Source organism: Halorientalis salina, from assembly GCF_005049285.1.
GTDB classification, from domain to species: Archaea; Halobacteriota; Halobacteria; order Halobacteriales; family Haloarculaceae; genus Halorientalis; species Halorientalis salina.
Genome location: NZ_SOSC01000002.1, coordinates 148,512 through 170,001, shown reverse-complemented (window position 1 = coordinate 170,001; position 21,490 = coordinate 148,512). Strand labels below are relative to the sequence as shown.

The 21,490-nt window shown below is 65.1% G+C and carries 19 protein-coding genes and 1 tRNA gene; 15 read left to right on the top strand and 5 right to left on the bottom strand.

Annotated features, from left to right (window positions below; genetic code table 11):
• The first annotated feature begins 69 nt into the window (after positions 1-69).
• The 3 genes from E2481_RS05310 (at position 70) to E2481_RS05300 (ending at position 1,565) form a co-directional block, all read left to right on the top strand.
• Entirely contained in the window at positions 70-348 is a 279-nt protein-coding gene (locus E2481_RS05310; RefSeq protein WP_136716092.1) for a 4a-hydroxytetrahydrobiopterin dehydratase, read from the top strand.
• Positions 348-773, top strand: a complete 426-nt coding sequence (lwrS, locus tag E2481_RS05305; RefSeq protein ID WP_136716091.1) for an LWR-salt protein — start codon at positions 348-350, stop codon at positions 771-773. The genes E2481_RS05310 and lwrS overlap by 1 nt, the downstream gene beginning before the upstream one ends.
• Positions 774-839: 66 nt before the next feature.
• Positions 840-1,565, top strand: a complete 726-nt coding sequence (locus E2481_RS05300; RefSeq protein WP_370628383.1) for an HAD family hydrolase — start codon at positions 840-842, stop codon at positions 1,563-1,565.
• 4 nt (positions 1,566-1,569) lie between these two features.
• Here the strand turns inward: E2481_RS05300 and E2481_RS05295 are convergent, their stop codons facing one another.
• The 3 genes from E2481_RS05295 to E2481_RS05285 are packed head-to-tail and all read right to left on the bottom strand — an operon-like array spanning position 1,570 to position 5,262.
• A complete protein-coding gene (locus tag E2481_RS05295; RefSeq protein WP_136716090.1) occupies positions 1,570-1,956 on the bottom strand; it encodes a hypothetical protein in 387 nt (128 codons plus the stop codon).
• 1 nt (position 1,957) lies between these two features.
• Positions 1,958-3,892 carry a molybdopterin biosynthesis protein gene (locus tag E2481_RS05290; RefSeq protein WP_250137735.1) on the bottom strand — a complete coding sequence of 645 codons (1,935 nt, stop codon included), beginning with the start codon at positions 3,890-3,892 and terminating at the stop codon, positions 1,958-1,960.
• On the bottom strand, positions 3,889-5,262 hold the full coding sequence (locus E2481_RS05285; RefSeq protein WP_136716088.1) for a molybdopterin molybdotransferase MoeA: 1,374 nt from the start codon (positions 5,260-5,262) through the stop codon (positions 3,889-3,891). The genes E2481_RS05290 and E2481_RS05285 overlap by 4 nt, the downstream gene beginning before the upstream one ends.
• A 92-nt stretch (positions 5,263-5,354) precedes the next feature.
• Between E2481_RS05285 and E2481_RS05280 the strand changes: the two genes are divergently transcribed.
• The 9 genes from E2481_RS05280 to artA all read left to right on the top strand — a co-directional run bounded on the left by E2481_RS05280 (position 5,355) and on the right by artA (position 16,335).
• On the top strand, positions 5,355-5,717 hold the full coding sequence (locus tag E2481_RS05280) for an Hsp20/alpha crystallin family protein (protein ID WP_136716087.1): 363 nt from the start codon (positions 5,355-5,357) through the stop codon (positions 5,715-5,717).
• Positions 5,718-5,735: 18 nt separating this feature from the next.
• Complete coding sequence (locus E2481_RS05275; RefSeq protein WP_136716086.1) at positions 5,736-7,523, top strand: ABC1 kinase family protein; 1,788 nt, start codon at positions 5,736-5,738, stop codon at positions 7,521-7,523.
• Positions 7,524-7,566: 43 nt separating this feature from the next.
• Positions 7,567-8,634 carry an aminotransferase class I/II-fold pyridoxal phosphate-dependent enzyme gene (locus tag E2481_RS05270; protein ID WP_136716085.1) on the top strand — a complete coding sequence of 356 codons (1,068 nt, stop codon included), beginning with the start codon at positions 7,567-7,569 and terminating at the stop codon, positions 8,632-8,634.
• A gap of 86 nt (positions 8,635-8,720) precedes the next feature.
• Positions 8,721-9,098 (top strand): translation initiation factor IF-5A, encoded by a 378-nt coding sequence (locus tag E2481_RS05265; protein ID WP_136716084.1) that lies wholly within the window; start codon positions 8,721-8,723, stop codon positions 9,096-9,098.
• 3 nt (positions 9,099-9,101) lie between these two features.
• Positions 9,102-9,902: an agmatinase gene (gene speB, locus E2481_RS05260; RefSeq protein ID WP_136716083.1), complete on the top strand. Its 801-nt coding sequence runs from the start codon at positions 9,102-9,104 to the stop codon at positions 9,900-9,902.
• A gap of 59 nt (positions 9,903-9,961) precedes the next feature.
• On the top strand, positions 9,962-10,777 hold the full coding sequence (locus tag E2481_RS05255; protein WP_136716082.1) for a hypothetical protein: 816 nt from the start codon (positions 9,962-9,964) through the stop codon (positions 10,775-10,777).
• Positions 10,778-10,818: 41 nt separating this feature from the next.
• On the top strand, positions 10,819-11,586 hold the full coding sequence (locus E2481_RS05250; RefSeq protein ID WP_136716081.1) for a Nif3-like dinuclear metal center hexameric protein: 768 nt from the start codon (positions 10,819-10,821) through the stop codon (positions 11,584-11,586).
• Between the two features lie 339 nt (positions 11,587-11,925).
• Positions 11,926-14,967 (top strand): DUF7282 domain-containing protein, encoded by a 3,042-nt coding sequence (locus tag E2481_RS05245; protein ID WP_449272257.1) that lies wholly within the window; start codon positions 11,926-11,928, stop codon positions 14,965-14,967.
• Between the two features lie 207 nt (positions 14,968-15,174).
• Positions 15,175-16,335, top strand: a complete 1,161-nt coding sequence (gene artA, locus E2481_RS05240; RefSeq protein ID WP_250137734.1) for an archaeosortase A — start codon at positions 15,175-15,177, stop codon at positions 16,333-16,335.
• Between the two features lie 5 nt (positions 16,336-16,340).
• Here the strand turns inward: artA and dph5 are convergent, their stop codons facing one another.
• On the bottom strand, positions 16,341-17,111 hold the full coding sequence (gene dph5 / locus E2481_RS05235) for a diphthine synthase (protein ID WP_136716080.1): 771 nt from the start codon (positions 17,109-17,111) through the stop codon (positions 16,341-16,343).
• Positions 17,112-17,198: 87 nt separating this feature from the next.
• Here dph5 and E2481_RS05230 point away from each other — a divergent pair, with 87 nt between their 5' ends.
• The 3 genes from E2481_RS05230 to E2481_RS05220 all read left to right on the top strand — a co-directional run bounded on the left by E2481_RS05230 (position 17,199) and on the right by E2481_RS05220 (position 20,281).
• Positions 17,199-18,182 (top strand): class I SAM-dependent methyltransferase, encoded by a 984-nt coding sequence (locus E2481_RS05230; protein WP_136716079.1) that lies wholly within the window; start codon positions 17,199-17,201, stop codon positions 18,180-18,182.
• A 124-nt stretch (positions 18,183-18,306) separates the two neighbouring features.
• Positions 18,307-18,380, top strand: a tRNA-Thr gene (locus E2481_RS05225).
• A gap of 398 nt (positions 18,381-18,778) precedes the next feature.
• Positions 18,779-20,281 (top strand): ATP-binding response regulator, encoded by a 1,503-nt coding sequence (locus tag E2481_RS05220; protein WP_136716078.1) that lies wholly within the window; start codon positions 18,779-18,781, stop codon positions 20,279-20,281.
• A 4-nt stretch (positions 20,282-20,285) separates the two neighbouring features.
• Here the strand turns inward: E2481_RS05220 and E2481_RS05215 are convergent, their stop codons facing one another.
• Positions 20,286-21,479, bottom strand: coding sequence for a PAS domain S-box protein (locus E2481_RS05215; RefSeq protein ID WP_136716077.1), 1,194 nt, complete (start codon positions 21,477-21,479; stop codon positions 20,286-20,288).
• Positions 21,480-21,490: the final 11 nt, after the last annotated feature.

Genomic DNA, 21,490 nt, shown 5'->3' with positions numbered 1-21,490 from the left:
AACGGTTTTCCCTTCGGGCCGGTCGGCCCCGGCCGTGGATTTAACCGGCTACCGGTCGACCTCGTTCACATGGCAGACTTGCTTTCCGACGAGGAGATCGAAGCACAGCTACCCGAAGGCTGGGCGCGCGACGGCGACGAGATCGTCCGCACCTTCGAGTTCGACTCGTACCTCCCCGGCGTCGGCTTCGCGTCGGGTATCGGGGGCATCGCCGAGGACGCCTGGCACCACCCCGAGATCACGATCACCTGGGGCGAGGTCGAGGTCCGCCTGACCACCCACGACGAGGGCGGGATCACCGAGAAAGACACCGACCTCGCCGAGCGGTTCAACGACGTCTACGAGTGATGACCGACGCGGACGACGCCGACGGTGACGGCCCCGGGGACGCCGAGTACGTCTTCGGCTGTCGGTTCCGGCTTGACCCCGACGTTGGGGGTCTGCGCGCCGAACCGAACGAGTTCGAGACGACGCTGTTCCGCGAGGCCGACCCGCCGGGCGAGGAGGGCTGGCTGTTTTTCCGTGATAATCTTTGGCACGGAGAGCTGAACGACCCCGACTACTTCCGGGAGTTGACCGAGGACGCGCTGGGCGTCACCGTGCTGTCCGTGGATTTCCGGGAGTTGCGGACGGACCAGTCGTATCTCGACGCGCTGGACGCCGAGATCGGAGCCAACCTGGACCTGTTCAACGCCGATGGGGTCCCCGAGGTCCGCTCGAAGTACCTCGGATCGAGCATCAGAGTCGTCGACGACACGTCGGACGGTCGATGAGTGAACTGTTGACACACATATCGCTCCGGATACAATTGCCGGAACACACTTATTCGAGCCTCCCGTATGTCAGAAATCCCGATGGTCCCTGACGAGTACGACTTCTGGCTGCTCGACCTCGACGGGACGCTGGTGGACATCCAGCCCTCCTACGTCCAGCAGGTGTTCGACGAGGTCGGTGACCGACTGGGTCGCGAGTTCACCGACCGGGAGGCCGAGATCATCTGGCACGGGCTAGGTGGCTCCCGGAACGAACAGCTCAGCCAGTGGGGGATCGACGTCGATCGGTTCTGGGACGTGTTCCACGATGTCGAAGACGCCGAGGCGAGAGCCAGACACACCTACCTCTACGACGACGCGGACTTCGTCGCCGATCTGGACGTGCCGGTCGGCCTGGTGACCCACTGCCAGCAGTACCTCACCGATCCCGTCCTGGACCGGCTGGACATCCGCGACTGGTTCGACACGGTGGTCTGCTGTACCGAGGACACCGGCTGGAAACCGGATCCGGAACCGGTCGAGATGGCGATGGAAGACCTCGACATCGCGTATACCGGTCACGCGGGCGCACCACCGACCGGCGCGAACGGGGCCTCGGAAGCCCCTCGCTCTTCCGGCGTCCTCGCCGGCGACGGTCCACACGACGTCGGTGCCGCGTGGAACGCCGGACTCGATGGCATTCACGTCGAACGCCACGGTCCCGACCGGCGCGGCCAGTGTGTGCTGGGTGACTACCGCATCGAGACGTTCGGGGAGTTCGCCGACGGGCTGTCCGAGCCCGGTAGTGACTGAACGCTCAGCCGCGGCCGAACAGCGCGGTGAGAGTGGTCCCCCCGCCGAGACCCGCGGCCGCGAGGACGACGGCGACACCGCTCGAAACGACCGCCAAACCGCGCCCGGACGGCGTCGGTGAGGGGTCGCCCAGGAGCACGACTGTCACCAGCCCACAGCCGACGCCACAGAGGAACACCTCCACGTTGCCGAGCAACCCGGCATACTCGCGCACGACGGCCGGACGACCGAGGTTCGTCACTAGTGCCAGAACCCCGACGAGCAGCATCGTCACGTACCAGGAGGCGAGGATGGCGGTACTAGTCGGGACCTCGACGACCAGCGGGAGGTGCGCCAGGACGGCGAAGACTGCGAACTGCTGGACGCCGTACCACTCGTCGAGCCCACCCATCTCACTGCGAGGCGTACCCCGGGAGGTCGGCGACGACGCCGTCTATGTCCGCCAATGCCGACTCCAACGCCTCGACGCCCGGCTTTTCGGTCCGGTCGGGATTCGCCAGCACGCGCACGGGCTGGTCGCCCAGCGGGACGAACCCGAGTCCGAGCTTTTCGGCGGTCGCACGGAGTCCCAGTCCGGCGTCCGCCGTCCCAGTGGCTACCTTCCGGGCCGGACTCTCGTGGGCCTTGACCGTGAGTTCGTAGCCGTCGATGGCGTCGGTCAGGTCTCGACGCGATTCGTCGCGCTCGCCGGCTACCGCCGCGATGGCGTCGTCGAAACTCGTCCTGAGCCCGGAGTTCGTTCCCCGGTTGACCACTCGGAGGTCACGGTCGACCAGGTCAGTCACGCCCGAGACGTCCTCGGGGTTCCCTTCGGGAACGATCAGTCCCCACTCGCGGGACCACCCGCCGAGTTCGGCGTAGTCGGTATCCAGCGCGTCGGTGCCGGCGGCGACGGCGAAATCCGGAACCCCGTTGCGGAGGCGGCGCAGTCCCTCGCGCGTCCCCAGCGAGAGGTACCTCGGATTCTCCAGGTCGTCGAGGAACCGCGAGAGCGCGGGGTCGTCCTCGCCGACGCCGAAGGTCGAGGGTTCGCGCACGTCCGGCGAGAACAACTGGACGGTGACCGCCTCGCCCTCACCGAGGTACTCGGTGTCTGGATCGACCTCGACGATGCCGTCGGCTTCGACGAGGCTCGTCGTCGCCCCACTGCCCTTGTCGACCGGGTAGACGAGCGTCCGCCCCTCGCCGTCGGTCACCAATCCCACCGGCATCAATCGCATCCGGCCCTCGCTGTAGCGTTCCTCGACGGCCATCCGGCCCTCGACGGTCGCCGTGCGGGGTTCGGGCTGGCCCGCCGCCGCCCGAATCGCCGGCGCGACGAACGTTCGGAAGATGGTCAGCGCCGAGACGGGATAGCCCGGGAGGCCGACGTACGCCGAGTCGGCTACCCGCCCGACCAGCATCGGTTTGCCGGGCTTGACTGCGACGCCGTGGAGGAGGAGTTCGCCCCGTTCCTCGATGACCTGGTAGATGACGTCGACGGCCGAGGCGCTGGTCGATCCCGACGAGAGCACGAGGTCGCACTCCTCGGCGGCCTCGGTGAGGATTCGCTCCATCTCCTCGTAGTCGTCCCCTGCGTGGGGGTAGAGGACGGCCTCGCCGCCGGCCTCCTCGACGGCGGTCGCGACGGTGTAGCTGTTGACGTCGTAGATCTGGCCGGCCGCCGAGTGCAGCGAGTCGCCGGGCCGGACGAGTTCGTCGCCGGTCGAGATGATGCCGACCCGGGGGCTGGCGCGGACCGGCACCTCGTCGACGCCCAGGGCCGACAGCAGGCCGATCTCTCGGGGGGTAAGCCGCGTGCCGGGACCGAGCGCGCGCTCGCCGGCGGCCACGTCCGCACCGGCGAGCATGACGTGGTCCCCCGGCGCGAGCGACGTGCGGACGAGGACCTCTCTGCTCGCGGCGTTGCCGCTCGCTCTTTCCGTCGAACTCCGTTCGACGCGCTCCTCGGTATCCGTCTTCTCGACCATCACCACCGCGTCGGCGCCCTCGGGCATGACTGCGCCCGTCGAGATCTCCGCGGCCGCCCCGTCCTCGACGGTCACGTCGGGTTCCTCGCCGGCGTGGACCTCCCCGACGAGGTCGAGTCGGGCGGGGTCTGCCTCGTCAGCGCCGAAGGTGTCCCGTGCGCGGACGGCGTACCCGTCCATGCTCGCGCGGTCGAACCCCGGTACGTCGAGATCGGCGTCGATCCGCTCCGCGAGGACGCGACCGCGGGCCTCCCTGAGCGGGACGCGTTCGGTCCCGCCCGCCAGGTCGAGCGAGGCGATGGCGTCGTGGGCTTTTTCGGGGGGCGCGAGGTCGTGGAACTCCTTCCGAGAACTCACTGAGACCACTCCCAGTGCTGGACCGTCACGCGCTCACCCTCGGGTATTCCCTCGCTGTCCTCCGGGACGACGACCCACCCGTCGGCCAGCGCGACGCTCGAGAGGACGCCCGCGCCGCTGGCCCGCGTCGGTGTGGCGGTAGGGGGCTCGGCGTCGGTTTCGTCGACGCTCGCCCCGTCCGGATCGAGTGAGACCCGTGCGAACGTGCGAGTCCCGGGGTCGCTGGGAATCTTCCGGTCGAGGACGGCTTCTGTGGCCGGATGCGCTCGAAGGGGAAGGTGTCCGCTCCACTTCACCGCCGGACGGAGGAACTGGACGGCGTTGACGATGCAGGCGACGGGATAGCCCGGGAGCATGATGACGGGCGTCTCCTCGACGACGCCGAAGCCGACGGGGTGGCCGGGTTTGAGCGCGACGCCGTGGACCAGTACCTCGCCCAACTCGTCGACGACTTCCGGAATGAGGTCGCGCTCGCCGACGGAGGACCCGCCCGTGGTGACGACGACGTCCTTGGTCAGGTCCCGTTGGATCGCCGCCCGGAGCGCGTTCTCGTCGTCGGTGACGACGTCCCGGTACGTCGCCTTCCCGCCCCAGTCCTCGACGTACTGTGCGACGGTGAGCCCGTTCGTTTCGATGATCTCGCCGGGCTCTGGGTCGTGCTGGACGAGTTCCTCACCGGTCGGGACGACCCCCACAGTCGGCTGCCCGTAGCAAGTCACGGTGTCGATCCCGACCGATTTGAGTAGTCCCAGGTCAGATGGGCGGAGCTGATGGCCCGGTTCGAACAAGGTCTGTCCCTCAGCGACGTCCTCGCCGGCGGGCGCGACGTTCTCGCCCTCGCCGACGGCGTCGAAGACCTCCACGTCGCCCCCGTGTCCGCTCACGGCTTCTTCTCGCGGGCTCTGCCCGCTCGAATGGTCCGCGGAACTACGTTCCGCGCTATCGCCGTTCTCGCTGTCTGTCGCGCTTCGCGCGACACGCTCCGTCTGTTCGACCATCACCACGGCGTCAGCCCCGGGTGGGATCTCGCTGCCCGTATGGACTCGGAGGGCCTCGCCCGGGGCGACCTCTGGCGGGGCGTCGCCGGGTTGGGCCGCTCCGTCGCGCTGGCGTTCCCGGAGAACGGCCGGCGAACGGTCGCCGGCCCCGAACGTGTCCTCGGCGCGGACGGCGAACCCGTCCATCGCTGCGCGGTCGTAGTGCGGGACGGGCCTGCGGGCGGTCACGGTCTCGGCGATGGCGCGGCCGTCGGCCGCCGACAGCGGGACGCGCTCGGTCCGGTCGTGTGGTGATACAGCGTCCCGGAGCCGCTCGCGGGCCGCGGCCAGCCGCGTCACCTCTTTGAACCCCGACTCTCGTGGGTCAGTCATACTCCCGCTTGGAGCGCCCGAACAAAAAGCGTCCGGCGAACGAACCCACCGCAACCACCGCCTTCTTCACTGATGGGTCCTTAGCGGTTGGTATGTCAGCGTTGCGCGATGCGATGCGGGACCTTCCCGAGACGGTGTTCGCCGACCTGCTGGAGAGCGACGAGGCCTACCTGCTGGTCATCGATCTGCCGGGAGCGACCGCTGAGACGGTCGACGTCGGGGTCGCGTCGGGTCGACTCACGATCGAGGCCCGCCGCGAGAAAGGGCACCCGACCGAGTTCCAGTACGTCGAAGAGGAGCGCTCGCTCTTTCTGGACGCGGAACTCCCCCTGCCGCCGGACGCGACCGGTGCGGACGCCGAGGGGACGATGAACCGCGGCGTCCTCGAACTCCGCCTGCCCAAAGCCGGTGCGACGCCCGAGGCGGACGTACCGATCACCGACGCGAGTGCCTGATCACGGGGTGGCCGGTCGGTGAATTTCCGTGCGTACCGACGGTTTCTCACCGTCGCGCGCCAGTTCCTGCCCCTCTTGCTCGCCTACGCGCGTGACCGCCACCGGTTCCTCGTCGTCGGCCGGTCCCGGTCGGTCTCGCCCGCCGAGCGGCGTCGCCGCGCCGCGAAGTTACTCGACTCGCTGTTGACGCTCGGCCCGACGTTCATCAAACTGGGCCAACTGCTCTCGACTCGGCCCGACATCCTCCCGCCCGAGTACATCGAGGAGTTCACGAAACTCCAGGACGAGGTGCCGCCGGCCGAGTGGGACGACGCGCGGGCCGTCATCGAATCGGAGCTCGGTCCCATCGACGAGCACTTCGAGCACTTCGAGACCGAGTCCATCAGCGGTGCGAGCCTCGGGCAGGTGTACTACGCCGAAACGGCAGACGGTCCCGTCGCCGTGAAGGTCAGACGTCCCGGCATCGAGGATCTGGTCGAGGCGGACCTGCGGGTCATCCGCTGGTCGCTGCCGCTCATCATGCGGTTCGTCCAGGAGGCTCGTTCCTTCTCGCTCGAGACCCTGGCCGACGAGTTCGCCAAGACCATCCGCCAGGAGATGGACTACGGGCGGGAAGCGCGGATGCTGAACGAGATCCGCGAGAACTTCCGGAGCGACGACCGGGTTCGCATTCCACAGGTCGACGGCGAGCGTTCGACCGGCCGCGTCCTCACGATGGAGTACGTCGAGGGGACGAAGATCTCGAACATCGAGGAACTCGACGCGAAGGGCGTCGACCGGACGGACATCGCCGAGACGCTCCAGCGGGTCTACCTCCAGATGATCGTCGACGACGGCGTGTTCCACGCCGATCCACACCCCGGGAACCTGGCGGTCAAAGCCGACGGCACCCTGGTGTTCTACGACTTCGGCATGTCGGGGTACGTCGAACCCTACGTCCAGGACAAGATCATCGACTTCTACGTCGCCGTCGCCAACCAGGACACCGACGCCATCCTCGACGCGCTCATCGAGATGGGGACGCTCTCCCCGGACGCCGACCGACAGGTCATGGGCGAGGTGATGGAACTGGCCATCGCGGACGCCCGGGGCGACGACATCGAGCAGTACCGCATCCAGCAGATCGTCCAGCAGGTCGAGGACACCATCTACGAGTTCCCGCTCCGTCTGCCCTCGAACCTCGCGCTCGTCCTCCGCGTCGCGACCGTCGTCGAGGGGGTCTGCGTCACGCTGGACCCCGACTTCGACTTCATCGCCGTGGCGACGGACTACCTCCGCGACGAGGGGTATCTGGAGGCGGGGGTCCGGCAGTTCATCGAGGACCGCGGCGACGAACTCCAGCAGGCCGCCCAGTCGGCCGTGCGGACGCCGCCGAAACTCGAACGGACCCTGGACCGGATCGAGCGCGACGACCTCCGGGTCAACGCCGACATCGAGGACTCGGACGGGCTGTTGGCGACGCTGGCCAAGCGACTGGTCTACGGGATGGCGCTGTCGGCGGGGATCGTCTCGACGGCGGTGCTGTACTCGTTTGCGACCGTCGACGCCGCGATCGTCGCGGGGGCCGGGACGCTCCTGGTGGCCGGCCTGCTGTACTGGTCGTTCCGCGAGACGTCCGGGATTCAGGCCGAACCGCAGTTCACGCGCCAGAACCTGCGGGAACGCGAGGCGTCCGAGACCGACGGGTCGGCGGTCGGCGAGATCGATCTCGGCGCGGGCTTCGGCGATGCCGTCGTCGAGGGGGGCGACGGCGACGCCGGTTCTGCACCCGGCGACTCCGACGGGGACGGGAGCCGCGCCCCCTGACTCCTTCGGGAACGCTTTTTCCGCGCGCGGTTGACTGGCACGTATGCAGATCGAACCGTTCGGTCTCGAACGCTGGTTCGCCGACCACGAACACGAGGCCGACGTGATGCTCGCCGAGAGCGGCGTCCGGGCGCTCGACGCCAGTCGGTTCGACACCGACCCGGGACGGCTGGACTACGTCGTCCCGACGAACGGCGACCCCGCTCTGCGTGCGAAAGTCGCCGACCGCTACGGCCGGGCCGCCGACGAGGTACTGTTTACCACCGGGACCCAGGAAGCGAACCTGCTGGCGAACCTGGCGCTGCTCGACGACGGGGGCCACGCCGTCGTCGTGACGCCGACCTATCAGTCGCTGTCCTCGATCCCCGAGACGCTGGCCGACGTGACTCGCGTCCCGCTCGAACCCCCGGAGTGGGGACTCGATCCCGACGCCGTCGCCGAGGCCATCCGACCAGAGACCAGCGTCGTGATCCTGAACAACCCCAACAACCCCACCGGTCGGTACCATCCACAGGAGACCGTCGAGGCGATCTACGACCTGGCGGCCGACGCCGGGGCGTACCTCCTCTGTGACGAGGTGTATCGACTGCTCGCCGACGAGCCGATCGACCCGGTGGCGAGCATGGGCCGTCACGGGGTGAGCACCACGGGACTCTCGAAAGCCTGGGGGCTGGCCGGGCTCCGCTTCGGCTGGCTCGCCGGCCCGCCGGAGGTGGTCCAGGCCGCCTGGAGCTGGAAGGACTACACCACGATCTCGCCGTCGATCTTCGGCCAGCACGTCGCCCGGCAAGCGCTGGACCGGGAGGGAGAGATACTCCGGGAGAACCGTGACCTCGTCGCGGACCACCGGGACCGGGTCGCGGCGTTCCTGTCCGAGTACGGGCTGGAGTGGTTCGAACCGGTCGGACCGAACGGGTTCGTCACGGTTCCCGATGGGTTCGCGACGGGCCAGTCGTTCTGTCGGCGCGTCGTTCAGGAGGAGAGCGTCGTCCTCGCGCCCGGCGGCCTGTTCGGCCGCGACCAGTACTTCCGAATCGGCTTCGGGCTCGATTCCGACGACCTGACGACCGGACTGCAGCGCCTCCGGACGTTCCTCGACCGACACCGCTGACCCGGGGCCGCTCGCCCGGTGACGCCGGTTTCGTCGGTCGCGGCCGTTCCAAACCGTTTATACCGGTACACGGACTACCGCGGGACATGGCGAAAGAGCAGAAGGAAGTGCGAGACCTAGACGAGGGGAGCTACGTCATGATGGACGACGTCCCCTGTGAGATCGACTCCTACAGTACGGCGAAACCCGGCAAACACGGCAGCGCCAAGGCTCGCGTCGAAGGGAAAGGCGTCTTCGACGACAAGAAGCGCAACCTCTCCCAGCCGGTCGACGCGAAGATCTGGGTCCCGATCATCGAACGTAAGCAGGGACAGGTCGTCAACGTCGAGAGCGCCGACGTCGCCCAGGTCATGGACCTGGATACGTACGAGACGATCACGATGAAGGTCCCCGGCGAGGAGACCCTCTCCGAGGACGACGAGATCGAGTACCTCGAATACGAGGGCCAGCGGAAGATCGTATAGCGGATGTTTCCTGGCGCGCGGGCCCACCGATCGGCAGCCCAGTACGTCGTCGTCGGCGCACCGCTGGACGCCTCGACCACGTTCCAACCGGGCACCCGGTTCGGCCCCCGCCGAGTCCGCCATTTTGCCGAGTCCTTCGACGATTACGACCACCACACTGACCAGCATTTTACCGACCTCTCGGTTCACGATCACGGCGACGTCCACCCGACCGACGACGCCGAGGAGTACCTCCAGTTCTTGGGTGGGGCGCTCTCGGACATCCGGGACGAAGCGGCCGTCCCGCTGACCATCGGCGGCGAGCACACCGTCACGGTCGCGGGCGTGCGCGCGGTGGACCCGGACGTGTTCGTCTGTCTCGACGCCCATCTCGACCTCCGCGAGGAGTACGCGGGCAACCCGCTCAATCACGCGACGGTCACCCGTCACGCCCTCGACGTCGCCGACGAGGCCGTCGTGCTCGGAGCGCGCACCGGAAGTGAAACCGAGTGGGAGCGTGCCCGAGACGGCGACGTGACGGTGGTCGATCCCGGAGACGTGAGCGACTGGGACCCCGACTTTGGCGACCGATCGGTGTACCTGAGCGTCGACATCGACGCCGCCGACCCGGCGTATGCGCCCGGGACCGGGACCAAGGAGCCGTTCGGTCTGGAACCGGGGACGATGCACGAGGTCGTTCGCGCGGTCGCCCCGTTCGCCGACGGGTTCGACGTGGTCGAGGTCAACGACCGCGACGACGGTCAGGCAGCCGTCCTGGCCGCCAAGTTGGTCCGCGCGTTCGTGTTCGCGCACGCGGACGACTAGATTCCTCAAGAGCAAGGACGGCGAATAGTTTTTGCACGGGCGGTGAGTCGGTTCCCATCATGTCTACGCTTTCGTCGTGTTACTTCTGTGGGATCGCACTGGACGCGCCGGTCGAAGCGCATCCGATCGTACCCGAGGGAATCCCGTCTGACGACGATCGGACCGTCTCGCTGTGTCCGACGTGTCGGCGGAAGTACCACGGGCTACTCGATGTCGCCTTCGACGCCGTCGACGGAATCGATTCGATCGAGACGACGCTCGACGAGTCAGTGGACCTCGCCGAGGGGGCCGCCGATGTCGACGACGGATCTACAACGGTTTCGCCGGACTCGACCGACCCGACGACAGATGAACCGTCGGGTCCGTCCGGGAAGGAAGATGCGGCCGACGACGACACGGCCGACCAGGATTCGGACGGGGAGCGCGGGTCGGCCCCCGAAGACGGGTCGGCTGCGACCGCACCGGACGACGAGGGGGCCGAAGTCGACGCCAGGGACGAGTCCAGTGCGGAATCCGACACCGACGGCGAAAGCGAGGACGGGACCGCGAACGCGGACGACGACACCCGGGAGGCCGACTCGGAGCAAGCGGTGGACTCAGAGCGACCAGAACCAGCGGCAGCCAGCGGTGCGGGCGACGAGGGGGACGACGCGTCCGACGGTGCTGGTGACACTCCCTCGATTCTCTCGACGCCGGTCGCCAAGAAGGTCGTCAGGCTGCTGCAGAACCGCGAGTTCCCGGTCGAGCGCGAGGAGTTCGCCGTCGTCGCGGCCAACGCCTACGACATCCCGGAGGACGACTGTGCCGACGTAATCGACACGCTCGTCTCGGAGGGCTACGTCGGGGAGCAGGGCGGGCAACTCGTCCGCGAGTAGCGAGCCCAAAGGCTACAGGGGGTGCCGGCGAACGCTCAACTATGCTCTGTGCGGACCTGTGTACACGACTGGACGAGGAACTGCGGACCGACGCCTACGCCGACATCGACGCGAGCCCGAACGGACTGCAGGTCGGGCCTGCGGACACTGAGATCGAACACGTCGCGTTCGCCGTCGATGCGTCGCGGGCGACGGCGGAAGCGGCCGTCGACGCCGGCGCGGACCTCCTGGTGACTCACCACGGCTACGTGTTCGGGAGCGTCGAGCGGGTGACCGGCCGGCTGTACGACCGGCTGGAACCCCATTATGACTACGACATGCCGCTGTACGTCTCCCATCTCCCGCTCGACGGCCATCAGGAACTCGGGAACGCAGCAGGGCTGGCCGATCTGCTCGACCTCACCGACCGTGCACCGTTCGGGGAGATGGGGCCCGAACACGTCGGCCAGCGCGGGAGGGCCACCGATCCGTTTGAGACCGACGAACTCGTCGCACTGCTTGACGACGAACTCGACACTGGGGATCGGTCGGTCCAGTTGTTCGATTTCGGGCCCGACGTGGTCGAGGATATCGCCATCGTCACCGGGAGTGGCGTTGATTGGCTGGACGAAGCCGTCGCCGAGGGCGTCGACCTCCTGCTCACGGGCGAGGGGAAACAGCAGGCCTACCACGAAGCACGCGAGGCTGGAATCAACGTGGTACTCGCCGGTCACTACGCTACCGAGACGTTCGGTGTGGAAGCGCTCGCCGAGTTGATCGAGACGTGGGGACTGGAGACGACAGTCTTGGCACATCCGACTGGCATCTGACTACTTGTACGCGCGTGCGGCTTGGACCGTCTGTTTTCACCTTGTGAATACGTGTCAGACGCCTGTGGAACGGTCGCATGCCGGCCTCATATATGAGGCGATTTCGGGGATATACGCGCCGAGATCGGGAATTCCGGGGGATGTGGGTTGATGTCATCCCCCGGAATTGACCACAAAGCATTTATAATGAGCGGGATTGGTTTACACCGTACCCCTACCCATGGTGATAGTATCGAGTACAGTGGGTCGGTTGCGGTGTGGCTGCGGTGTGTGCCACGGGCCGATCGCTGGAAAGGTGCTGGAACCAACCCGAATGACACAACCAAACCAACTCAAAATATGACAGGAACACGAAAGAAGATTCGCAGTCTCTTCCTGACTGCGCTGATGGTCACGTCGGTTTTCGCCGGCACCGTCGCGCTCTCAGGTGGAGCTGCAGCGGCTAACTCTGCTACCGTCGATTATAGTCTCACAGACTATAATGCGAGTGCAGATGATGTAACGTATACTACCGAAGCAAACATTGAACTGGACAGTAGTTCCGCTACTGTCGAGACCGTTGTTGTCGACCTTGAAGATGCAGAAGTAGATGGGGTTGACAGTGTGACGGTTAACGACAACAGTGGCACAAATGTCACTGATGAAGTCGCCAGTGCAGCAGGCTCAGAAATCGAGATTGCACTGCCCGACGGCAATTCATTCAGTGACACGGACAACGTCGAAGTCATACTCGAAGGCATTAACAATTCAGTTGATGCAGGTCAGTACGACTTCGAAGTGATCCTGCAGGACGACGAGGGCAGCGAGGTTGACTCTTGGACTAGCCGGTACACCATTGCCGATCGCAATCTCGACGATGGTCCTCGGTACTACCAGGGCGAAACCCTCTACACCTCGAACAACGCTACTAACAATACGCAATTCGAACTCTACAGTGTCGACCGTGACAGTGGCGATTACTACCTCGGTGATTTCGTCGAACCGGTTGGCTTCGACAACGGTGACAACGAACTCATCGATACGTCGAACCTTGAAGGCGATTACGTGATCGTCGATACTGACGGCAACGTCTACGACATCAAAAAGAATGGTGTCATCGGTGACAACCATAATGGAGATGTTCCAAATACTTCGAACTCAGTACTTACTGAGTCGATCTTCTCTGTCTCCGTCCAGAGTCTGACGGCCTCGTTCGAGGACGACGAAGTCGAGTCGGAAACGACCGACCTCGACCTCAACTCGAACCGTCAGGACTACACTGTTCAGGTCGAAGCTGACGGTCTGAACGACGAGACGCTCGAAGAAGATGTCTTCGCGAACGCAGAGAACCTCGAAAACCTCGAAGACAAGGACGGCGTCAGATTCGACGTCAACAGTGACAGTGCCAGTATCCCGGCCGACTTCTCGGATGTCGACACCGGTGACTACACCTTCGACTTCGAGGTTACGGACACCGATGCGGAAGCGTCCGACTCCATCTCGAACATCGAGGAAGCTGACGAGGACGCCACAGTCGGTAATGTTCAGCCGGTCGGTCAGGGTGACATTGCTGTCGTCCCGATCGAACTGGACAACACCGACGAAGCGCAGGTGTTCATGGGTTACGACGACAACGGCTTCAACATGACCATGGACGTCACCGACGGTGACGAAGATGGTGAAGTCGTTCTCGAAATGAACACTTACACGCTGGGTCGTGACCTCGTTGGTGGTAATAATGGCGTTAATCTAACCGCTGCAGATTCCATCGGCACTGCGGACGATTCGGACAGTGTCGAGGATGTCATTGTCGATAGCGGTGAAATCTCGGACCCGCCGCTGGCAGCAGCAGCCTACGAGCTGAACGTCTCTAGCGTGGACGACAAGACGAACGAGTTCGATGTTGGCTCCGTCCAGATCACCGAGCCGCAGATCACCGGACTCAACAGTTGGGCAGCACCCGAAGACGACTTCGATGAGATCGAACAGGACGATCCGTCTAGCGTCGCAGAACTCGTCGAAGACGAACACCTTACAGAGCAGGACGAGGTCGCAGAGGACGACACCCTCGTCTGGCAAATCGAATCGACGAGCGTCTACGGTGCTCTCGAAGCCCAGAACAAACTCGGTGGGCATAGCGACAATTACGAAGAGGCCTTCGTTGAGATGCTCAACGGAACCTCTTCCATTGCATCCGACGACTTTGAGTTCCGCATGACGCAGGAAGACGCGAGTGCGAACTACAACGCGTACGAAGTCGACTTCACTGCGACCGAGGAGAACAACGGTCTGGCAGTCGTGCCTGACCAGGCGAATTCCTCGCTCTACGTCGTCATGGATGAGAACGCGATCCAGACTCAACGCGTTGAAGAATTCAACGAAGATACAAAGGGTAGCGTTGGTTCGACCAACAGTAACCCAAGTGACTTCGTCAATGCTGATGGCGATCTCGGTAACTACCGGAACACGGCAGACGACACCTACGTCGGTAACTTCACGTTCTACGACGATGCCGACATCGTCGAGGACAAGCAGTCCCTCACGGACAACGTGCAGTTCACCGACCGAGAGGTCCACTTCGACACTGACGAGGACGACCTCATCCAGCTCTCGGCCGCAGCTGACCAGTCCGTCACGGGTACGACCACCGTCGCACCCGGTACGGAACTCGACATCCGTCTGAAGGGTTCGGGCACGAGCTCGTTCCTCGAAGACCCGACCGCTGATGTCCAGTCCGACAAGTCCTTCGAGGCAGTCGTCGACCTCTCCGAGCGACCGTCCAACACGACCTTCGAGGCCTCCGCACGTGGCTTCGATGACGACTACGATCAGGAAGGTCGCATCGGTGACGCCGTGACGGCTGGCGTCGACTTCAACGACCAGACCCTCGACAACGGTGCTGTCACCGTCGACAGCGTGACGATGTCCGAAGGTGGCTTCATCGCCATCCATCAGGGCGACGCCTCTGGTGAGGTCATCGGCACGAGCGAGTACCTCGGTGCCGGTGAGACCGAAGACGTGACCATCACGCTGGACTCGGACCTCGCGTCCGACCAGACGCTGGTCGCGATGGCTCACATGGACACCAACGGCAACCAGGAATTCGAGTTCCCGGACGCTGACGGTGCCTACGAGCTGAACGGCTCTGCTGTCGTCGACTCGGCCACGGTCTCCGTCCAGGAGGACACCACGACCGAGCAGACGACTGAGCAGACCACCGAACAGACTACCGAGCAGACCACCGAGCAGACGACTGAGCAGACGGACGAGCCCACGGAAACCGCCACTGAAGGCGGCGAAGAAACCACGGACTCCTCCGGAGACGGTGCTGGCTTCACGGCCGGCCTCGCTCTGATCGCGCTCCTCGGTGCTGCGCTCCTCGCGACCCGTCGTCGCGACTAACTACCGGATCTAATCCGGCTTTCGACCACATTCCATTTCTTTTCGGACGCTACACCCGATAGCGACAGCGCTACCGACTCGACCTACCGCGACACGCGGCCGTTCAGCACTGTCTCCCAACGTGCGAGGGCGGAATTGGCTGTGCGTGTCGTCTGCACCCAACGACAAGACATATAGTCGTATTTGGCGTAGCTGTGAATCGACAGAATGCTCGATACGCTGCTCGGGATACTGGCCTGGTTCACGCAATGGTCAGACCCGCTGGCCTGGCTGGTCGTGGGGACGTTCACTACCGGGGCATTACTCGGCTGGTCGGATCGGCGCAGCGACGGTGACCGATATCTGACGGTCGGCGTGTGGCTGCTGTTCGGTGCGTTCTGGGCACTGCTGGTGTATTATTACGCGGTCGGCCAGGGGGCCGTCGTCGAAGGGATCGCGACGCTGGGAGCACTCCCGCTCGCGCTCGGGGCTGCGGCCGGACTCCTCTCGGTGATGAACACTACTCGGAACTCGCGGCGACTGGTGACGGTCGGCGCGTGGCTCCTCTTTGGCTTGTTCTGGTTTACGCTCATCTACCACTTCGCGGTCGTCCAGAAAAGTTTCGTCGAGGGGATCGGGACGCTCGTCGGTGTGCCGGCCTCGCTGTACGTCGCGTATCTGCTTGCGGACGGGCGCGACACGCTGTTCGTCCTCTCGCGGGCGATCGCCGTGATGGGGATCGTCTTCCTTCCGTTCGAGACGCTGGTCGTGTTCCAGCGCCCGCTCGTCGAAACCGTGACCAGACAGACCGAGTTCCTGATGGGCGTGGTGGGTCACAATCCGGAAGTCGTCTCCGGGAACTTAGTCAACGAGGTCCAACAGAGCGCCTCCAGGGAGTATCCCTCCTATCGCAACACGTTCGAGTTCTACCCCGACCCGGACCACCGGATCACCTACACGATCATCATCGCCTGTACCGGCATCGGGAGCATGGCCATCTTCGCGGGGATGATCGCCGCCGTACGCGCACCGCTGCGCCGGAAACTCCGCGCGCTCGCGGTTTCGATCCCGGTGATCTACGGGCTGAACCTCGTTCGGAACGTGTTCATCGGCCTCTCTTTTGGCGAACAGTACCTCCACGTCTTTCCCAACGCCGTGATGACCCTCTTCGCGACATCGGACCCGTACATGGTGTCGTACTTCGTCGCCGACCGAATCATGGCACAGGTGCTTTCAGTCGTCGCACTCGTCGCGATCACCTGGCTCGTCGTTCGGGAACTCCCCGAAGTGCTCGTCATCGTCGAGGACGTCCTCTACCTGTTGACGGGCAGTGAGTACGACCTGCGGGACTCGCTGGGCGTCCAACCAGTCCGAGCCGACGGCGAGTAGCCCGGTTATTCTTCGAGTGTTTCGGCCGGCGCACCGGCGAGTTCGCCGAGCGCGTCCTGCTCCAGCATGTGGAGGTCGCCGGGAACGACGAGCAGGTGGAGCGGTGGACCGAAGCTGCCGTCGGCGAGCGCCGAGAGCCGGTCGGCGACCACCGTTGGCTCGGCGCTGCCAGCCTGACAGACTGCCACGGCCAGCACGTCCTCGTAGTCGTCGGCGAGCAGCGGGGCCGCAGTGTCTGCGGTCATGTACTCCTCGGCTTCGGCCTTGATGTCGAGATAGACCAGCGTGTGCAGTCCTCGCTCTCGGTTCGCGTCGATCGTCTCGACGACGCTGTTCGGGACGCCCTCGCCGCCGTGCGAGCGCTCGAAGGGGAGCGTCGTGGCTTTGCCGAAGCGGTAGTTCTGGAGGCCGGTCAGCGAACTGGCCGCGGTCTGGGCAGTCGTGCCGTGGACGACCCGGGTTTCGATACCGCGGTCGTGGGCGCGCAGTCTGAGATCGACGTGGGTCGTCGAGATCATGGTATCGCCTGCGGTGAGGAAGACGGCGTCGCCGCCCTCGGCGGCGTCGAGGATCGGCTCGGGGTTTTGCTCGACACCGGCGCGGTCCCGCACGTCGATGGTGATGTCGTGGTGGGCTTCCAGATCGGCGACCGAGGTGCCGACGAGTTTGCTGGTATAGAACTCGGCGAAGACGCTGTCAGCCACCCGGAGCGCGTCCCGGCCCGCAACGGTGATCGATCGCTCGTCGTAGAGTCCGAGGCCGACGAAAGTGAGCATACCGCTACTGGGCTCTGCGGGGGATTAAACGACCCGACCTTGGCTCGAAACGTCAGGCTTACCGCTGGCGGTGTCCGAGGAGTGTCCATGTCGGTCCCGTGCGCCCGTGTCGCTCGCGAGGACGGTGAGAGTGCCCGCAAGGATCTCGCGGACATGGGCCTCGTCGACGAGCGTCACGAAATCGTCGTCGAGGACGGGCGGCTCTACATTCCGGTGACGGACGCCGCCGCCGTTCCGGCGGAATACGAGGTCGTCGACTACGACCCTCCGGCCCGGGAGACACAGACGATGCCTGCGGACCTGGTCGACTTCGAGGCGTCGTACGCTCGGCTTGGCGACATCGCCATCGTCGACGAGGACGACCCTAACCGCGCGCGGGCGCTCGCGGACGCGATCGCCGAGTCCGCGCTCCCGGTGGCGACGGTCCTGAACCGCGCCTCGAAGGTCAAAGGTGATCTCCGCGTGCGTGACTGGGACGTGCTGGTCGGAGAGGGGACCGAAACCGTCCATCGAGAGTACGGCTGTGAGTTCGCCGTCGACCTCGCCGAGGTCTATTTCTCCCCGCGGCTGGCGACCGAACGCCACCGCGTCGCCGAGCAGGTCCAGCCTGACGAACGGGCGCTGGATATGTTCGCCGGCGTCGGCCCGTTCGTGATCCCGTTCGCGAAACGCGGTGCCGAGGCGGTCGGCGTCGATCTCAACGAGGTCGCCATCGAGTACCTCCGGGAGAACGCCCGGCGGAACGGCGTCGAGGACCGCGTGACGGCCATCCAGGGGGACGTACGCGACGTCGCTGGCGAGTACTCCGACTGGGCCGACCGGCTGGTGATGAACCTCCCCCACAGCGCCGACGAGTTCCTGGACACTGCCGTCGAGTTGGCCGGCGATGACTGCGTCCTCCACTACTACGACATCCAACCCGAAGACGACCTGTTCGGGCCGGGTGAACGGGCCATCCGTGCGGCTGCCGAACCCGAGTACACGGTCGATATCGAGACGCGGCACGTCGTTCGGTCATACGCCCCACACGAACAGAACGTCGTACTGGACGTTCGGTTGCGACGGGAGTGAAGGCAATGTTCGGTCGGATTCGCAACCCTTATTGCGGTTATGCACGGACGAATTGATGCACGCGGACGCGCCGGTGTCCTGGAGAGTGAAGCGATGCAGGGCTCGGATGCGAACGTGGTGACGCGCCGGTGTAGCTCAGACTGGCAGAGCGAATCCTTCGTAAGGATTAGGCCGAGGGTTCAAATCCCTCCACCGGCTTTCTGCTGCGAGCGATTCGCGAGCAGCGAAAGCCACCGAGGGATTTGAATCAGGGAGTGGAGTGAAACGGAACGACCGTGGTTCAACATCCCTCCACCGGCTCTTTCTGGCCGAGTCCACGAGTTCGAAAGAGACCTCTGTGGTAGGATTTGAAAGTCGTCGAACGCAGTGAGGTGAACCGTCTCCGAATAGTTCACAATCCCCTCCACCGGCTTTCTGCGACGAACCGACGTGAGCCAACCAGAACGCTTTGGGTTCTGGTGAGTATATTGGGATGAGGAGCGAGCCGAAACTGTCCTATCCGTCCTGTCGGTCGACTCATTCCGCTTGCAGTGATTCGGGCAGTACGATTGCCTCCAGCCTCAACGCTTAACAGTACACTCGTCCAATAGGCTGTCATGAGCGATGTCGATGTCGACCCGATTCGGGTGCTCCACGTCGACGACGACCCGGAAATCGTCGATCTGGCGGCGACCTTTCTGAAGCGCGAGGACGACCGTCTCGACGTGGAGTTAGCTGAGACAGCGGGCGAGGCGCTCGAGGCGGTCCGAGAGGGGACCGTCCACTGTGTTATCAGCGACTACCAGCTCCCGGACATGGGGTGTGACGAGTTCGTCGCGGCGGTTCACGAGGAGGCGCCCGGGATCCCGTTTCTGCTCTTTACCGGCCGTGATCGGGCACAGATCGACGAAACGGTGCTCGATTCTGCCGTCACCGCGTATCTCCAGAAGGGGTCGGGAACCGAACAGTACGGCGAACTCGCAGACGAGATCCTCACGGCGGTCGCGGAGTACGATCCGGTTCGGACCGATGGCGGTCGATCGGACCCGTCGGCGTCCGTCGCGGATGACGGGTTCGAGGACGAGTCGGCGGCGGTCGAGCGGGTGCTCCAGGGTCTCGGTGTCGAAGACGGCGGCACGGTGCTGGTGGAGGCGCTCGATGCCATCAGGGACGGCTTTTTCATCCTCGATCGGGACGGGGAGTTGGTCTACTGGAACCGGTACATCCCGACGGTGACGGGGTACGACGCCGACGAAATCAGCGAGATGGAGCCCGCTGACTTCTTCGTCCCGGACCACCGCGACCGGATCGACGACGCGATCGCGGAGACGGTCGAGACGGGGAGCGCCGTCGTCGAGGCGCGGGTCCACCAGCGAGGCGGGACGGAGATCCCCACGGAGTTTCGCGGGTCCCGACTCACCGACGAGACGGGCGCGGTCGTCGGCATCGCCGGGATCGCCCGGGACGTCTCCGATCGCGTCGCCCACGAGCGGGAACTCGAACGGCAAAACGAGCGACTCGAAGAGTTGGTCGGGGCCGTCTCACACGACCTCCGGAATCCCCTGAACGTCATCACCGGTCGGCTCCAACTGGCCAGGGAGACGGGCGACGAGGACCACTTCGAGGCGCTCGACCGGGCCACGCAACGGATGGAAGGGCTCATCGAGGATCTGGTCGAACTCGCACGGCAGGGACACACGGTGTCGGACGGCGAACCGGTCGCCCTCGACGACCTCGCGGTGACGACGTGGTCGGGGCTCGAAACCGCCGAGGCGACGCTGACCATCGAGACCGATCGCTCGGTCGTCGCTGACGAACACCGGCTCCGGCAGATCCTGGCGAACCTGTTCCAGAACAGCGTGAAACACGCCGGCGAGGACGTGTCGGTGACGCTCGGGGCGATGGACGACGGCTTTTACGTCGCCGACGACGGCACGGGCATTCCGGAAGACGAACGGGACCGACTGCTCGAATACGGCGAAACCATGTCTCAGGGGGGAACCGGGTTCGGACTGGCGATCGTCCGCCGGACCGTGGAAGCCCACGGCTGGACGGTGTCGTTGACTGATAGCGAGCGCGGCGGCCTGCGAGTCGAGATAACCGGCGTTTCCGACGACTGATCGGCTACTCCAGTGACTCGCCCTCGGTGACGTCCCGGATGACGCCGACGGATCCACGGAGGGTCCCGTCGTCGTCGGTGAGGACGGAGACGTTCACCTCGTAGCGTCGGATCTCGCCGCTGACGTTCTCCATGATGAACTCGAAACGCCCCCAGTCGTCGTCGCCGGTCAGCAACTCGTCGATGATCTCGACTCCCTTCTGGAGGTCCTGTTCGCGCATGAACGTCGAGACGTGCGTGTTCTCGACGAACGCCCGCTCGTAGCCGGTGTGTTCGAGGAACGCCTCGTTGACCCAGGAGATCTGGCCGTCCGGATCGAGCACGTACATCGGGTCGCCGGCGTTCTCGACGACCGTCCGGTACCCCTCCAGGTCGCGTTCCCGCTCCTTCCGCTCGGTGATGTCGCGGGTCGTGATGACGAAGCCCCTCACCAGCGGATCGTCCAGCAGGTTTCGGCCGCGCGCCTCGACGGTTCGCCAGCGGTCGTCGGCGTCCTTGACGCGGAACTCCACGTCCGGGACGTGGTTGGGGTCGCGGACGGCATCGTAGAACTCCTCGCGGATCTCCTGCCAGTCGTCGGGGTGGACCTTCTCGAAGGGGAGGTTCCGATTGATCTCGTCCGGGCTGTACCCCAGGACCTGCTCGACGGCATCGTTCTGGAAGCCGACCGTGGCACCGGGTTCGACGACGGTGATCATCTCGGCGCTCTCGTCGACGATCCGCTCGATGCGCTCCCGTTTCAGTCGTTTTCGCTTCCGGTCGCGGTGGCGCTTGCCGAGTTCGACCACGCGCTCGACGAGTCGCCCGGTCGGATTGGAGCCCTCCGTCGTGAGGTAGTCGTCGACGCCCGCGCTGATCGCGCCGCTCGCCAACCGTTCGCTCCCGTCGTCGGCGAACAGCACTACCGGGAGGGAGTCGTCTCTCTCCCGGACCCCGTCGATGAACGTGACGGGATCGGCGTCGTCGGCACAGACGACACAGTCGAAGGGGTCCTCGTGGTCGACCAGCGGACTTCGCATTCGGGGGTCGAGACGTTGCTGTGCGTCCGCGATCCGGTCCAGCGCGACGTCGAAATCCGTTTCCGCGACGAACTCGACCGCTTCCTCATTTCGTTCGAACCCTGCCCGGACCCAGTCGGCTATCTTCTCGTCCGACCCGAGATAACAGACCCGAATCGGCCCCCGTCCGACCAGTCCCATTGGTCCATTAC